General features: G+C 36.2%; 13 protein-coding genes. 7 read left to right on the plus strand and 6 right to left on the minus strand.

Annotation, left to right across the window (positions count from 1 at the left end):
- Positions 1 to 54: 54 nt before the first annotated feature.
- From JNG87_RS06255 to JNG87_RS06275, 5 genes are all read right to left on the minus strand, one after another.
- On the minus strand, positions 55 to 426 hold the full coding sequence (locus tag JNG87_RS06255) for a hypothetical protein (RefSeq protein WP_202842539.1): 372 nt from the start codon (positions 424 to 426) through the stop codon (positions 55 to 57).
- 81 nt (positions 427 to 507) lie between these two features.
- Positions 508 to 1,560, minus strand: a complete 1,053-nt coding sequence (locus JNG87_RS06260) for a response regulator (RefSeq protein ID WP_202842541.1) — start codon at positions 1,558 to 1,560, stop codon at positions 508 to 510.
- Positions 1,561 to 1,571: 11 nt separating this feature from the next.
- Entirely contained in the window at positions 1,572 to 2,759 is a 1,188-nt protein-coding gene (locus JNG87_RS06265; RefSeq protein ID WP_202842543.1) for a PAS domain-containing sensor histidine kinase, read from the minus strand.
- A gap of 119 nt (positions 2,760 to 2,878) precedes the next feature.
- A complete protein-coding gene (locus JNG87_RS06270) occupies positions 2,879 to 3,754 on the minus strand; it encodes a universal stress protein (RefSeq protein WP_202842545.1) in 876 nt (291 codons plus the stop codon).
- An 11-nt stretch (positions 3,755 to 3,765) separates the two neighbouring features.
- Positions 3,766 to 5,130, minus strand: coding sequence for a L,D-transpeptidase family protein (locus JNG87_RS06275; protein ID WP_202842547.1), 1,365 nt, complete (start codon positions 5,128 to 5,130; stop codon positions 3,766 to 3,768).
- A gap of 249 nt (positions 5,131 to 5,379) precedes the next feature.
- Here JNG87_RS06275 and JNG87_RS06280 point away from each other — a divergent pair, with 249 nt between their 5' ends.
- From JNG87_RS06280 to JNG87_RS06305, 6 genes are all read left to right on the plus strand, one after another.
- Positions 5,380 to 6,042 (plus strand): BON domain-containing protein, encoded by a 663-nt coding sequence (locus JNG87_RS06280; protein ID WP_202842549.1) that lies wholly within the window; start codon positions 5,380 to 5,382, stop codon positions 6,040 to 6,042.
- Positions 6,043 to 6,080: 38 nt separating this feature from the next.
- Positions 6,081 to 6,845, plus strand: coding sequence for an MlaE family ABC transporter permease (locus JNG87_RS06285; RefSeq protein WP_137904014.1), 765 nt, complete (start codon positions 6,081 to 6,083; stop codon positions 6,843 to 6,845).
- Positions 6,845 to 7,624 carry an ABC transporter ATP-binding protein gene (locus JNG87_RS06290; RefSeq protein ID WP_110008721.1) on the plus strand — a complete coding sequence of 260 codons (780 nt, stop codon included), beginning with the start codon at positions 6,845 to 6,847 and terminating at the stop codon, positions 7,622 to 7,624. The genes JNG87_RS06285 and JNG87_RS06290 overlap by 1 nt, the downstream gene beginning before the upstream one ends.
- 12 nt (positions 7,625 to 7,636) lie before the next feature.
- Entirely contained in the window at positions 7,637 to 8,680 is a 1,044-nt protein-coding gene (locus JNG87_RS06295; RefSeq protein ID WP_110008720.1) for an MlaD family protein, read from the plus strand.
- A 436-nt stretch (positions 8,681 to 9,116) separates the two neighbouring features.
- Complete coding sequence (locus tag JNG87_RS06300; RefSeq protein ID WP_110008718.1) at positions 9,117 to 10,253, plus strand: FIST signal transduction protein; 1,137 nt, start codon at positions 9,117 to 9,119, stop codon at positions 10,251 to 10,253.
- 2 nt (positions 10,254 to 10,255) lie between these two features.
- Positions 10,256 to 12,517 (plus strand): PAS domain-containing hybrid sensor histidine kinase/response regulator, encoded by a 2,262-nt coding sequence (locus tag JNG87_RS06305; RefSeq protein WP_202842551.1) that lies wholly within the window; start codon positions 10,256 to 10,258, stop codon positions 12,515 to 12,517.
- A gap of 576 nt (positions 12,518 to 13,093) precedes the next feature.
- Here JNG87_RS06305 and JNG87_RS06310 read toward each other — a convergent pair.
- Complete coding sequence (locus tag JNG87_RS06310; RefSeq protein ID WP_202842553.1) at positions 13,094 to 13,480, minus strand: Rid family hydrolase; 387 nt, start codon at positions 13,478 to 13,480, stop codon at positions 13,094 to 13,096.
- 298 nt (positions 13,481 to 13,778) lie between these two features.
- Here JNG87_RS06310 and JNG87_RS06315 point away from each other — a divergent pair, with 298 nt between their 5' ends.
- Positions 13,779 to 14,132 (plus strand): hypothetical protein, encoded by a 354-nt coding sequence (locus JNG87_RS06315; protein ID WP_202842555.1) that lies wholly within the window; start codon positions 13,779 to 13,781, stop codon positions 14,130 to 14,132.
- Positions 14,133 to 14,167 lie beyond the last annotated feature (35 nt).

The following is a 14,167-nucleotide window of genomic DNA, read 5'->3' on the forward strand; positions in this document are numbered from 1 at the left end:
TTAGATATCAAAGGTACCATAAGACGTATTCAGAAACCGTGACAGTGATTGCACTTAATTGTGATCGTCATCATCCTTCTGCCACCTATTGATAATATTGATAACTTCCCAGGCACCGGACGGATCTGCATTTCTGATAAATGTCCATCGTAAACTGTCATTCCGTATTCCGGGCACATCATCTTTTAAAGGGTCGTTAAGCCATGCTATAATATATCTGACTCCTAATGAAATAAGAATTTCAAAAATAGAGGGCGAAACAGAACAGGCGTCACCGGTAATGATAACAACATCCTTTGCCTGGGCAAAATATACTGTTGCTTCATCCAACGGGACGCTGATGATGGTCATTTTATGTCTTTTATGATTGGCTAAAGCAAGAAATTGTTTGTCAATCTGACTTATATTATATGCGATCACTTTCATAGCTTCTGTTCATTCATCAAATGTATTGAAGAATAAAAAAGCCAGCCGTGTGCAAAATCATTATTAAAGATGATCTGTATTTTAATTTTTCATTTTCTGTAATCGGCTAATGTCCAAAATTGTAATTCTCCCTGCATTTCTATCAATAAGACCTTCTTCTTTAAAGTCTCCGAGTATCCTGCTTACTGTCTCGATAGCCATACCGGCCATAGAAGCGAGATTCTCCCTGGAAATTTCAAAATTTCCCGTCTCCGGATGCACCTGATATAATCTGCTGAGAATTTCTGCCATCCTTTTTCTTACTGAAAAATAAGCGAGATGTAAAAGCTGCTGTTCATGATTGACCACATTTTGTGCAAGAATTTTAATAAACTTTTCTGCCACATCAGGATATTTACAGATCAGCTGATCCAGCTCTTCTCTGGGAATAGAACATAAGGCAGCATCTTCAAGTACTTCGGCCGTTTCTTTATACTCTCTTCCTGTAAACAATGAAGTAATTCCAAAATATTCGTCAGGATAATATACACATGTCATCAGCTCCTTTCCCTCCTCCGTCATTTTTGTAGTCTTTACCGACCCTGAAAGTATGAGATAAACAGCATTTGCCGTATCACCTTCAGTGTATATAATCTGTTTCTTTTTGAGAGTTTTTATTTTGCGAACATCAAAAGATCTTTTCAGTTCTTCAAGGCCGCTTACAGATCGGAACAAATGATTCATCTGATCATCATTGGTGCTATAAGACTTTTTCTGATGCTCTCTTTTCTTAAGCCTGCTCTCAATAGCATTTAAAAGTTCAATATCATCAAACGGCTTTGTCAGATAATCATCAGCTCCCATTTCTATTCCCCTGCGTATTTCTGCCCTGTCCGCTTTAGCTGTAATAAAGACAAAGGGGATCAGTGAAGTTTCTTCTCTTTTGCTTAAAAGATATAATACTCCATACCCATCGAGCTCCGGCATCATAATATCACACAATATAATGTCAGGTATATATCTGATGGCCAACTCCACTCCCTGTCTGCCATTTTTTGCCTGCAAAACCTCATAGCCGGCCAGTGTCAGAATTTCAGAAGTGCTTTCCCGGATGTCATCATGATCCTCAATGATCAATATTTTTGTTTTTTCCATACATAATGAACTTATTTTCTTGTAAAAGACAACGTAAACTGAGTTCCTTTACCAGGTTCGCTATTAAAATCTATATTCCCGTTCATCAGATTAACATACCGGAGAACAATATTTAGTCCCAGCCCGGTTCCCGGAATATTACCAATGTTATGAGCCCTGAAAAAAGGCTGGAAGAGCCCTGCATGATCATCTTCAGGAATGCCTATTCCATTGTCTTTTACCGTCATTAGGTAATATTCTTTATTTATTTCCGTACAAAACTCAATAAGTGTATTTTCCCCGGAATACTTTATGGCATTACTGATCAGATTCATGAGACAGTTTCTTAATAAATTCTGATCCAGATTGACAATATTTTCTACTCCGGTATGCTGATAAATTATAATTTGATTGTCTTTGGTAATCAGCTGCATTTCTTCCACAAGTTCTTCTGAGAATTTTATAATATCAAACTCATTATAAGCCGGGGTTACCATACCCGCTTCCAGTTTTTCCAGGGAAAGAAAATCATTAAGAATCCCGTTGAGACCAGCAATTGCATTTTTTATTTTATGAAGATGTTTCAGGATTTGAGAATGATCAGCAAGCTGAAGGTATTTTTCAATAAGAACGACAGAAAGCTGCATAGAGCTTAAAGGGGTACGGAATTCATGCGAAGCCATAGATACAAAACGGCTTTTCATCCGGTTAAGCTCCTTTTCTTTTTCAAGGGAAAGATTCGCTTCTTCTTTTGCTTTTTCCAAAGCACTTAGCATCTCCTGAAGAGATTTTGTTCTCTTTTCAACCAGGTCTTCAAGTTCTCCGGTGTATTTTTTAAGGAATTCCTCAGCTTCTTTCTCTTTAGACAAGTCGTGGATAAACCCGGTATAAATAACCCTGTCCTGGAGCTGGACTTCGCTTACAGCAAGCCTGAATGGAAACTGGGTGCCATCTTTCCTAAGCCCTTTTACTTCTCTGCCTTTACCAATTATTTTTTTCTCTCCTGTCTGCTGATAGCGCAGAAGATAGCCATCATGTCTGCTATGATCGGGTTCCGGCATTAACACAGAAATATTTTTACCAATTAATTCTTCTTCTCTATACCCAAATATCTTTAACGCAGAAGGATTTAAATTTTCAATCTTACCCTGACTGTCAATAGTAATAATTCCGTCTATTGCTGTTTCTATAATTGCTTGTAAGAGTCTGGCGCTTTCCATAAAAAATAAATACTTACCCTTATTAAAGATAAGTATTTTAAATCAATTTTCTATGAAACACTGTAATATGTTAACAAATAAATATTTTTTAATTATTATTTTTATCAATATTTTGGAATCTAAAAATAGATGTGCCCTCCTTCCGGAATAATCAATAAAGGAATCTGTAAATCGTGAGCTTGTCTGGCTGCATGACTACCGGCAATAAGCCTGCTTATAAAGCTTTTTTGCTGATGACCCATCACCAGCATATCGATGCTTTTCTCTTTTAAAATGTTCAGTCCTGCATCAATGCTCTCACTTTCAATATAATTATAACAGATTTTTCCTTCAAGATCTCTAAAAAAAGTATCTTTCTTCTGCTGATAGGATGTATTATCTATAAGATCAACAGCGGTGTCTGTGATATGGGTTATAAGCAGTTCAGCATTGAAATACTTCGCAAATTTGATCAGCGCATGTGATATTTTTATATCCTGTATATTCAAATCTGTGGCAAATGCAATCTTTTTCAGGTCCTGATATTGATATCCTGCCGGTATGAGAAGTAATGGATATTCAGTATGCTCAATCATTTTGATACTGTTGCTCCCCAGAAGAAACCGTGCAAGATTGCTTGCTCCTTTCATTCCCATTACCACCAGTAATGTTCTGTTTCTAGCCGCTGTATCGTTGATCAGCCGTATGGGATCTCCTGTTTCGCATGTATAATAGATGGAAGGATGAAAAGGAAAAGAATCCTCTCCCCACAAATGCTTTTCTTTATATTCAATACTTTTTACCTCTTTCTTCAATTCATCCTCATATTCTTTCTTTAGTACAGGATATTCATATAAAGTCCATGCGGTCTGTCCGAGCATGGGCTCTTCAACAGGTATATGGAAGGCATGACACAGTTCTATATTACTTTTTAATGTATGTGCCAGGTGAAGAGCATATTCTGCGGCAGCTCTGGCGGGCTCTGAAAAATCGGTGGGTACTACAATTGTTCTCATTATTTTAGTTATTAAAATTGAAGTTTACGTTCCAGGATAGGATCAAGATTATAAATATCATTATAGAATACCAGCTTTCCGTTTTTGATAAGACAGGTAAGGTAAGCAATCATGATAGGAACCGGTTGTTTTAAAACAAAATCTTTTCTTTCATAACGATCCATAAAAGATTTCATAAGCGGGATCTCTTTTTCAGCTCCATCATATTTCAGCAGCTGGGCAGCCAGGTCTCCTGCATTTTCTACACGGATGCATCCATGGCTTAAGGCCCGCTGCGTCTTTTCAAATAATTGTTTCTGAGAGGTATCATGAAGGTATACCCCATAGGAGTTTGAAAATCTGAAAACGACAGCTCCAAGCGCATTATCACAGCCGGAAGACTGCCTTATACTGTATTGATACGGGTTTTTATATATTTGTTTCAAATTTGAAGAAGTAGCAGGTATTGCTTTTCCTGATCTGTCATACAGTGAATAATGATGATCTTCGAGATACCGGCTGTTTTTTACTATTTTAGGAAGCATTTCTTTTATGAATATATTTTGAGGAACTTTCCAGTCAGGAGCAGTTGTAAAATAATCAACGGTACTCTTTAAAACAGGACTTGGCGTAGAGGGTTTTCCTACAATCACCTTATAATTGAGTATCCTGTCTTTCTGAACGAAATCCAGGGAATAAGCAGGAATATTCACCAACAGATAAGTATCTCTGCTTGCGTCCATCCAGCGCAAACGCTCCATATTGATAGCTATCTTTTTAAATTCTTCTTCCCGGCTTTTAACACCATCGCCATAATTCACATTCAGATAATTCTGAAAATCAACGTATTCCTTAATTTCAGGCTGAACATCCAGAACTGTTTTTTGTAAATCATCTTTCTGTAATGCCTGATGCAATATCTCTACTGCCTTAAAACCTTCTATATTATTACCATCAATAAAAGACGAACTGTAAAAAGGATTGTATTTTCCAAAGTGCAGGTAATTGATATAAGTAATAAGAGCATCTGTCATTAAAATATCAGTTACAGCATTTTCTTTGGTATCTGTATATTGAGTTTGCTCTGCAACAATATTTAAAATTTCCGGGGTAAGACTCTGTCCATGGTAATCTTTGGAAGACAATCCCCTTTTACCGGTATCTTTCAATAAAAGAATGGCATCCTGAAGCAGGCTCTTCTTTACAGAAGGATTGATCCAGACATATTCAAACCCGTGTTGATGATAAAACTGGTTTACAGATTTTGGAAAGTGCAGTTCCGTAAGTTCAGCTTTATCACGGAGTACAATTGCTATTTGATTGGCAGCACTTATATCTTGTCCGTGGAAAAATGTAATACTGAAAATAACAGTTATCCAATTCAATAAAGTCTTCATAATCCTTAATTTATGAATGTAAAGTTCCAAATTCATTGCCTGATGAATAATGACCCTTATCACATAAAAAAATGACATAATCCTGTACTCTATTTTTCTTATATGAATACAGCAATCATCTGTTTTGATAAATCAACTTAAAAATTATATGCACAACCATCATATGATCAACATCATTTTTCAGAATGACTGCCATCATTCCTTTAACTGTAAGTCTTCCTGAACTTTGAAGTATAAAATTGACTACAGATGAAAACAAACGAACAATTACAGCAAGATGTACAGGATGCCATCAAGTGGGAACCTCTGCTCCACCCTGCAGAAATAGGAGTTACGGCAGCAGATGGGGTTGTATCTTTAACCGGAACTGTTGATAGCTTTTCGAAAAAGAAACAGGCAGAAAATGCAGCCAGAAATGTAGCCGGAGTAAGGGTACTGGTCGAAAACATCCAGGTAAAACTTCCGGATTCAAAGGTAAAAACGGATGCTGAAATTGGTGCTGAAATCATCAGTGCTTTTGCTTCCAATGTTATTATTCCTCAGGATAAGATAAAGGTTAAGGTAGAAAACGGATGGGTAGATCTGGATGGTGAGCTTCCCTGGGATTATCAGAGAGAGATTACTGAAAATGCAGTACAATTCCTCCCCGGAATAAAAGGTATCTTTAATAATATCACCATCAATCCCGATACTGATGATACGGTCAGTAAAAATAAAGTAGAAGAAGCATTGAAAAGAAGTGCTGTTGATGAAAGAGAAATAACGGTCTCTGTAACTGGTACAACAGTAACCCTGACAGGAACTGTCCATTCATGGCAGCAAAAGGAAGAAGCAGGCCGGATTGCCTGGAAAACTCCTGGTATTAAACATTTAAAAAACAAACTGGAAGTCGATTATGAATACAATGTATAAGTAAACGATTCCGGTTATCAGAAATTAAACAGAATATTGTGAAATCTTTTCTTACAAAAAGCTTTGCTATTGCAGGCAATATTGCCTCCTTTTCTGCCCGGTTTTTCAGAGAAATGGTGAAATCCGGTTTTGAATATAAAGAGTTTACCAGACAATGTTTTGTTGTGGGATATCAGTCATTACCTCTGGTAACCGTAACTGCTTTTATCATGGGGCTGGTACTTACCATTCAGTCACGTCCGGCGATGTCCAGATTTGGGGCTGAATCCTGGATACCGGGTATGGTTTCCCTTTCATTAATAAGAGAAATTGCTCCGGTTATTACCGCTCTGATCTGTGCAGGAAGAGTTTCATCCGGAATAGGTGCCGAGCTTGGGTCTATGAAGGTTACCGAACAGATTGATGCTATGGAGGTTTCTGCCATTAATCCTTACCGTTATCTTGTTGTAACAAGAACTCTTGCCACAACATTAATGATCCCTGTCCTGGTAATTTTTGCCGATCTGGTGGGAATTCTGGGAGGTTTTATAGGAATCAATATTCACGGAGATAATAGTATCAGTCACTATTTTTCCCATGTTTTTGAGTCACTGGAATTTGCCGATCTTCTTCCGGCAACCCTGAAAACATTTTTTTTCGGTTTTTTTATCGGAATTATCGGCTGTTATCATGGTTTTAGTGCTGAAGGAGGAACAAAAAGTGTAGGAAAAGCTGCCAACACAGCCGTAGTTTCAGCTTCCCTGATGATTTTTATTATTGATTTGCTCGCAGTACAGATCGCGGATTTATTTTTTGAATTGTAATGAAAACATATGAAAACCTTAACGCTGAATTTACCTTACCTCAGATTAACGGACCGCTAATCGAGTTTAAGAATGTATGCAAATCTTATGGCAATAATAAGGTATTGGACGGGATCAGCTTTCAGGTTAAAAAAGGAGAAAATCTGGTGATATTAGGAAGATCAGGTTCAGGAAAGTCCGTTACGGTAAAATGCCTTGTAGGTCTTACCAAAATTGATGAAGGAGAAATCTATATTGGCGGAAAAGCAATAACCAGCCTTAATGAAGAAGAGCTTAACAAGGTGAGGAAAAAAATTGGTTTTCTGTTTCAAAGCGGAGCTTTATATGATTCTATGACGGTGAGACAAAATTTAGCATTCACCTTACAGCATCATAATAAAAATCTGAGTGAAGAAACAATATATCAAGCCATTACAGAAGCGCTAAGCAATGTTGGCCTTGAAGAAGCCATCGACAAAATGCCATCGGAACTTTCAGGAGGAATGCGCAAAAGAATAGGCCTCGCAAGAGCTCTGATCATCAAGCCTGAAATAATGATCTATGACGAACCAACCGGAGGGCTGGATACGATTACTGCCAAAGAAATTATAGAACTGATACGCAGCATTAAGCAGAAGTTCAATACAACTTCTATCATTATCACCCATGATTTATTATGTGCAAAGTATACCAGTGACCGGGTTATTGTACTGAAAGATGGAAAGGTCAATATGGAAGGAACCTATCAATCTATTGAAAGCAATATGGACAGCTGGATAAAATCATTTTTTGAAAAATAAACGGAGGAAGTCATGAAAAACGAATCATCAAATAATCTGAAATTAGGAATCTTTGTTATCGCAGGGATCATCCTCTTTATATTGACCATTTATTTTATTGGCCTTAAAAGAAATATATTTGGTTCTAACTTTATTCTGCGTTCAGAATTCGAAAATGTAAGCGGATTAAAACAAGGCAGCAATGTACGCCTTTCCGGGATCAATATCGGAACTGTCAGTAAAATAGATTTTATTTCTGATTCACTGGTTATGGTAAAAATGAGCATCAAAAAAGATGTTCAGCAGTATATTAAGACAGATGCGGTTGCAAGCATCGCTTCAGACGGATTGGTTGGTGATAAAGTACTTGTTATTTCTCCGGGAACAGGTTCTGCCAATGTAGTTGGTAATAATACTGTAATTGCTTCATACAAAAGCACGGAAATTGAAGATGTCCTTTTCAGCATTAAGAAAAGCGCAGACAATATCCGAACCGTTACCACCGGACTGGTTGATTTCACAGCCAAGATGAACAATAAGGACGGTTTACTGGTAAAAATAATGACCAGTAAGGATTTTGCGAACCGTATAGACAAAACGGTACAGAATCTTCAGACAAGCATGAATGATTTCGCTTCATTCACTCCTGTTCTCCACAATAAGGATGGAATTATCTACAGGGTATTTGCTGATAAAAGTCTGAGCGATAATATGGAAAGCAGTATTCTTGATTTAAAAAACAGTGCAGGGCAGATCAGCCTTTTCGCTGCGAAACTCAATGATAAGAACAATATACTTTCTCAAATAACGACAAATGATACTTTAGCGGCCTCACTGGAAAAAACATTGACAAATCTGGAGAAATCTTCTGAGGATCTGAAAAAATTCACTACAAAGATCAACAATGACGAAAATGTAGTTTCCAAATTGGTTGATAATCCAAGATTGGGAAGGTCTGTAGATTCTACCATCAATAATATCGGTAAAGGGGTTGATGAACTCAGGGAATTAGAGGCTGCGGCCCGAAACAACTTTTTATTGAGAGGATATTTCAAAAAAAAGACTAGGAATAAGTGAGAGCCTGTTTTAATAGATTCAAATACTCACCTACTACTTTCATACACTATATTCAATAATAATCGATTATAATTTAAATTTATCAATCTTTATGATAAAATAATTCATTAGTTGATGAAAATTACTTATTTTAGTAGTAAACTTAAAACTAAAACCAACGCAAATGTGTAAAATATTTATAGCCGACGATAATAATTTCTTTGGAGAAATGTTAAAATATCATCTCCCGCTAAATCCCGATTACGAAGTCCTGCTATTCAGAAATACAAAAAACTGCATTTCAACCCCATACAAATATCCTGGTATAATTTGTACTGACTTTCGATTACCTGACATTCAAGATGGTGAACTCTTTAAACAGATTAAAGCCATCTAAAAGAAATAGGAAAATCAATTATTTATAAGCGATTAATAACCTTGAAACAGCAATAATTACATGAAAGTTGCCAAATTACTTTTTATAAACGGAGATTTCAAATCAGAAAGAAATGAAGAAAAGCTTGACTATCACGAAGTGCAGCTCGTCATAGGATTTGGAACCAGAAATATTATAGAAAAAGAGGACTTTTTTATTCTTTTAAAGAAAAAGTTTCCGAATGCAGAGATCGCCCTCTCCTCTTCCTCAGGAGAAATTTTTTGTAATGAAGTGTATGATGGAACAGTTGTTTTAACCGCAATCAGTTTTTCAACATCTTTCATAAAAACGTCACAAATTGATATTGAAAATTTTTCAGACAGCTATGACGCAGGAAAAAAATTAATTGAAAATCTGCCTTCAGAAGGGCTTAGATGGGTATTCATCCTTTCAGATGGCAACAAGGTAAATGGCAGCCAGCTGGTACATGGACTTAACGCCAGCCGTCCGGAAAAAGTTTTGATCTCAGGGGGACTTGCCGGAGATGGGGATAAATTTGAAAAAACAGTGGTTGGACTCAATCAGGTTCCCCAGCCCAATAAAATTCTTGCTGTTGGATTTTATGGAGAACATCTTGAATTATCACATTCTTCAATCGGAGGCTGGGAAAGCTTTGGACTTGAAAGGATAGTTACAAAATCACAAAATAATCTTCTTTACGAGATTGATAATAAAAACGCACTGGATCTCTATAAAAAATATCTGGGAAAATATGCTGAAGAGCTTCCCGGCTCTGCCCTGCTTTTTCCATTATCGCTTAAGCTATCCAAAGATCCGTCATCAGTAGTAAGAACGATTCTGTCCATTAAAGATGACACAATGATTTTTGCGGGAGATTTACCGGAAGGAAGCAAAGTAAGGTTTATGAAAGCCAATATGGACAGGCTTATTGATGCAGCAAATGACGCAGCCAATGAATGCCTACGGATGACCCAACATAACATTAAACTGGGAATCATTATCAGCTGCGTGGGAAGAAAGATCGTACTGGGTGACAGAGTGTATGAAGAAGCAGATATTGTTCGGGATGTTTTCAAATCAGATACGGTACTGACCGGATTTTATTCATATGGAGAATTATCTCCTTTAAGCCCGTTTGGCAACTGTGCTCTGCACAATCAAACGATTACCATTACCACAGTGAATGAAATTGAATAGCTATGGAAATCAAATTACACAATTTGCTTGAAAGGCAGATTAATAAATACCTTACGGACGACTGTAAAAATCATTCCCAGTTTACTAATTTCATCAATGCAGTTAATGAATCCTACAAATCATTTGACAGGGATAAGGAACTCATGGACTACGCTTTCAAACAAAGTGAAGAAGAATATCAGGAGCTTTATCAAAATCTTAAAGATGAAAATACCCTTAAACAGGAATCTATCAGCAATTTATACGAGTCATTAAAGATTATTGACTCCGATATTGAAATAAAAAAATCAGAAGACCTTAAAGAATTATCCCTGTATCTTTCTGAACAGCTGAGAAAAAGAAAAAGGGCCGAAGATTACATAAAGCAACAGGAAGAAAAATACCGTAATATTATTGCTAATATGAATTTAGGGCTCATTGAAGTAGATAATCATGAAATTATCCGCTACGCTAATCAGAGTTTTTGTGATGTTTCAGGGTTTTCACTGGATGAAGTCATTGGCAAAAATCCCAGTGAACTTTTCCTGTATGGAGAAAATAATATCCGTTTCATACAAGATCAGATAGAATTAAGAAAAAAAGGAGTTTCTAGTGTGTATCAGCTTCCTGTCAGGAATAAGAAGGGGGAAACAAGATGGTGGGCCATAAGTGGAGCTCCCAGTTATGATGATCAGGGAAATTTATTAGGGTCCATAGGAATACATCTTGACATAACCGACCAAAAAAAACTGGAAGACGAATTAAAACTTGAAAAAGCAAAAGCCCTGGAGGCCTCAAAAGCAAAAGAGGTTTTTCTGGCCAATATGAGCCACGAAATCCGAACTCCTCTTAATGGCATCATTGGTTTTTTGCGTGAACTTAAAAGAAGCCACCTGTCTTCAGATCAGCAAGAATTTGTAGAAAACAGCTATAATGCTTCACAACATTTATTATCAATTATCAATAACATACTGGATATCTCTAAAATTGAATCGGGAGAAATGTCTCTGGAAAACAAAAGTTTTTCTTTAAAAGACAGCATTCAAAAGGTGATTTCTGTTCTTAAACCAAAAGCGGATGAGAAAAAACTCAAACTGATTACCTATTTTTCACCTGATATTTTTTCTGTTTTAAAAGGTGATTCGTTAAGGCTTGAACAGGTTCTGTATAATATTATTGGGAATTCCCTAAAATTCACCAATGAGGGCCAGATCAGAGTTGAATCCAAGGTCCTGAAAAGTTTCCCCGACCAACAGACCATTTCAATCAGCATTACGGACACAGGAATTGGAATGAGCGAAGAATATGTACGTGATATATTCAAAAAATTCAATCAGGAAGACAGTTCAATTTCGAGAAAATATGGAGGTACTGGTCTTGGAATGTCTATTACACGGGAACTTATTTACCTTATGAAGGGTGAAATTAATGTAGAAAGTGAAAAAAATACAGGTACATCTATTACAATAACTTTACTTCTGGACAGAGGCAGTGAAGAGGATCTGAAAAAAAATGACTGGAAAAATCAACATATTTCCATCGCCGGCACAAGAGTTCTTTTGGTGGAAGATAATGCCCTTAATCAGCTAGTTGCCGAAAAATCACTACATCATTTTAAATGCAGCGTCGCCAAAGCCGAAAATGGTAAAATAGCCATAGAAATTTTAAAAAGAGAAGAATTTGACATTATTTTGATGGACCTGCAAATGCCGGAAATGGATGGTATCGAAGCAACTAAAATAGTAAGAAAGGAACTTGGAATTAAGACTCCCGTAATAGCACTTACGGCCAATGCTTTTAAAACAGAAATAGATCATTGCATTAACGCGGGAATGAATGATTATATCACTAAGCCTTTTAATGAAGAAAATTTACTGAATATCATTTATAAGTATGTCAAAATTCATGAAAAAACTGCAGAGACAGTATCTGATACAGATGAAAAAAGCCTCTACAACCTGAAAAAGATACAAGCACTCAGCAGGGGTGATAAAGAATTTATACAGAAAATGATCTCATTATTTATTGTGCAGACCGAGACAATAATTCCATTGGTGGAAAAAGCGTTTGAAGAGAAAAACTACACCGAAATTGCAACACTGATGGATAAAATCAGACCGGGCATACAGTCTATTGGAATAGTTTCTATTGAGGATGTTGTAAAACAGCTTGAATTACTTGCAAAGGAACAAAATAAGGAATTTCCTGAACTGTATTCCTTATTTGAAAAAATAAAAAAGACCCTTGAAATAGTTGTGATTCAATTGAAAGATGAGATTAAATAGCCTCATCTGTCTGAGTCGGAAGTATGATTGATCTTATTTTCAGATTGCAATCTTCCTGTCAATCCATAATATCATAAAACAGTCTTCCAAAGCCTGCTTCCCTGGTTGAATCTGATATACCAAATTATACAATGAAAAATCCCCGGATCTCTCCGGGGATAAAACTTATAAAAAAAATTTGATTAACATTTCAAAATTAATAAATCTCCATAAATTGAGTTATGATTATGGTCATAAAAAAACCTCCCTGAGGAGGCTAAAAAAACTTTCTGTACTTATTGTTATTTAAAACTTTGTAAATATACGGATAAGCTGTAATCATTCTCTACGGGAAACCGTAATGTTAGCGTTTAATTATTTGTATTTTAGGAAAATAAATAATAATCATGAAACAAATTGTACATTGTTATACTTAAATTTTTTCAACAAAAAACCTCCCGAATCACTGAGAGGTTATACTGTAATTTGTCAGAAATATGAAATTTTCAATGGCCAAATATAATAAAGTGCCAATACCGTCGAATATGATCTCAATCATATACCGGATAAAACAGTACAAAGAATTCTGATAATCCTTTAAACTTTAGCTGTAACTTTAATTTCCACTTTCTGTCCGGGAAGTGCCAGCTCAGTCACTCCGACAATGGTACTGGCAACCATACAGAACTCACCATAAAATTCTTTTCCTAAAACCTTTCTGCTTTCAAAGCCTTCCTGCATATCGGTAACATAGATGACTTCTTCTGTAATATGGCCGGCATTTAATCCAAATTCACTCAGCAACTTGCCTATATTCTGATAGGTCTGTCTGAACTGGTTCTCCATTCCTTCTGCAAGATTTCCCTGCATATCGTGGCCCAATTGTCCGGAAATCCACACTGTGTCACCGCTTTTTACAGATTGCACATAGCCATATGCCTTTTCCCAGGGCATATCAAAAGTTCTGAATTCTTTAGTATTCATAATGTATTTATTTTTACAATAATCTATAATCAATAAACAGGCACAAAATCATAATACATTGATTATAAACTTATTTAAATGGAGTCACCAAAAAATACTATACGAAATACCGTAGTTTTATAAGTGCTTTATTTCATATCAGTGCTTATCAATATTGCTGCAAACCCAAATAGACAATCATTTCGATCCGGTAAATGGTAGTTGGAACTGAATTATTTTAATTTTTAAAGAAAACATCACCTACTTTTTCTTCATCATTCAATTTTTATCAAATTAAATTGTACATTTGTTTTCTATTATGCAAAAATTTCTCAGGGTCTTTTTTGTTTTTTCTTTACTTCTGATATTTGTTTCAAATGTCAGCGGGGTAACCACGTGTCTTGATCATGCCAGACACGCCAAAAGTAAAGTGATCTATAAAAAAGGGTCAAAAGAAGAGAAAATTCTTTCCTTTTCTCAGGACGACGAATGTCAGTGTGCCCTTCATATGCATATGACACAAATTCTTCTTCCTGACTCTTTGAACATGGATTTTGCCATTGACACAACCAGTGATAATGAAATGCCGCAGCCAAAAGCCATTTCATATCGTTGTCTTCTTGACTTTTTCAGCTCCAGAGCTCCCCCAGCCTTATTTTCCGCGGTAGCTTAATCGATGCTGCCTTAATATTTCGTTTACAGATTTTT

Origin of the sequence: Chryseobacterium cucumeris (genome assembly GCF_016775705.1) — a bacterium.
In the GTDB taxonomy this organism is placed as follows: domain Bacteria; phylum Bacteroidota; class Bacteroidia; order Flavobacteriales; family Weeksellaceae; genus Chryseobacterium; species Chryseobacterium cupriresistens.

Excerpts from the sequence above, each read along its gene's own strand:
- JNG87_RS06255 (WP_202842539.1), bottom strand. The coding sequence starts at position 426 with ATGAAAGTGATCGCATATAATATAAGTCAGATTGACAAACAATTTCTT.
- JNG87_RS06260 (WP_202842541.1), bottom strand. The coding sequence starts at position 1,560 with ATGGAAAAAACAAAAATATTGATCATTGAGGATCATGATGACATCCGG.
- JNG87_RS06265 (WP_202842543.1), bottom strand. The coding sequence starts at position 2,759 with ATGGAAAGCGCCAGACTCTTACAAGCAATTATAGAAACAGCAATAGAC.
- JNG87_RS06270 (WP_202842545.1), bottom strand. The coding sequence starts at position 3,754 with ATGAGAACAATTGTAGTACCCACCGATTTTTCAGAGCCCGCCAGAGCT.
- JNG87_RS06275 (WP_202842547.1), bottom strand. The coding sequence starts at position 5,130 with ATGAAGACTTTATTGAATTGGATAACTGTTATTTTCAGTATTACATTT.
- JNG87_RS06280 (WP_202842549.1), top strand. The coding sequence starts at position 5,380 with ATGAAAACAAACGAACAATTACAGCAAGATGTACAGGATGCCATCAAG.
- JNG87_RS06290 (WP_110008721.1), top strand. The coding sequence starts at position 6,845 with ATGAAAACATATGAAAACCTTAACGCTGAATTTACCTTACCTCAGATT.
- JNG87_RS06295 (WP_110008720.1), top strand. The coding sequence starts at position 7,637 with ATGAAAAACGAATCATCAAATAATCTGAAATTAGGAATCTTTGTTATC.
- JNG87_RS06300 (WP_110008718.1), top strand. The coding sequence starts at position 9,117 with ATGAAAGTTGCCAAATTACTTTTTATAAACGGAGATTTCAAATCAGAA.
- JNG87_RS06305 (WP_202842551.1), top strand. The coding sequence starts at position 10,256 with ATGGAAATCAAATTACACAATTTGCTTGAAAGGCAGATTAATAAATAC.
- JNG87_RS06310 (WP_202842553.1), bottom strand. The coding sequence starts at position 13,480 with ATGAATACTAAAGAATTCAGAACTTTTGATATGCCCTGGGAAAAGGCA.
- JNG87_RS06315 (WP_202842555.1), top strand. The coding sequence starts at position 13,779 with ATGCAAAAATTTCTCAGGGTCTTTTTTGTTTTTTCTTTACTTCTGATA.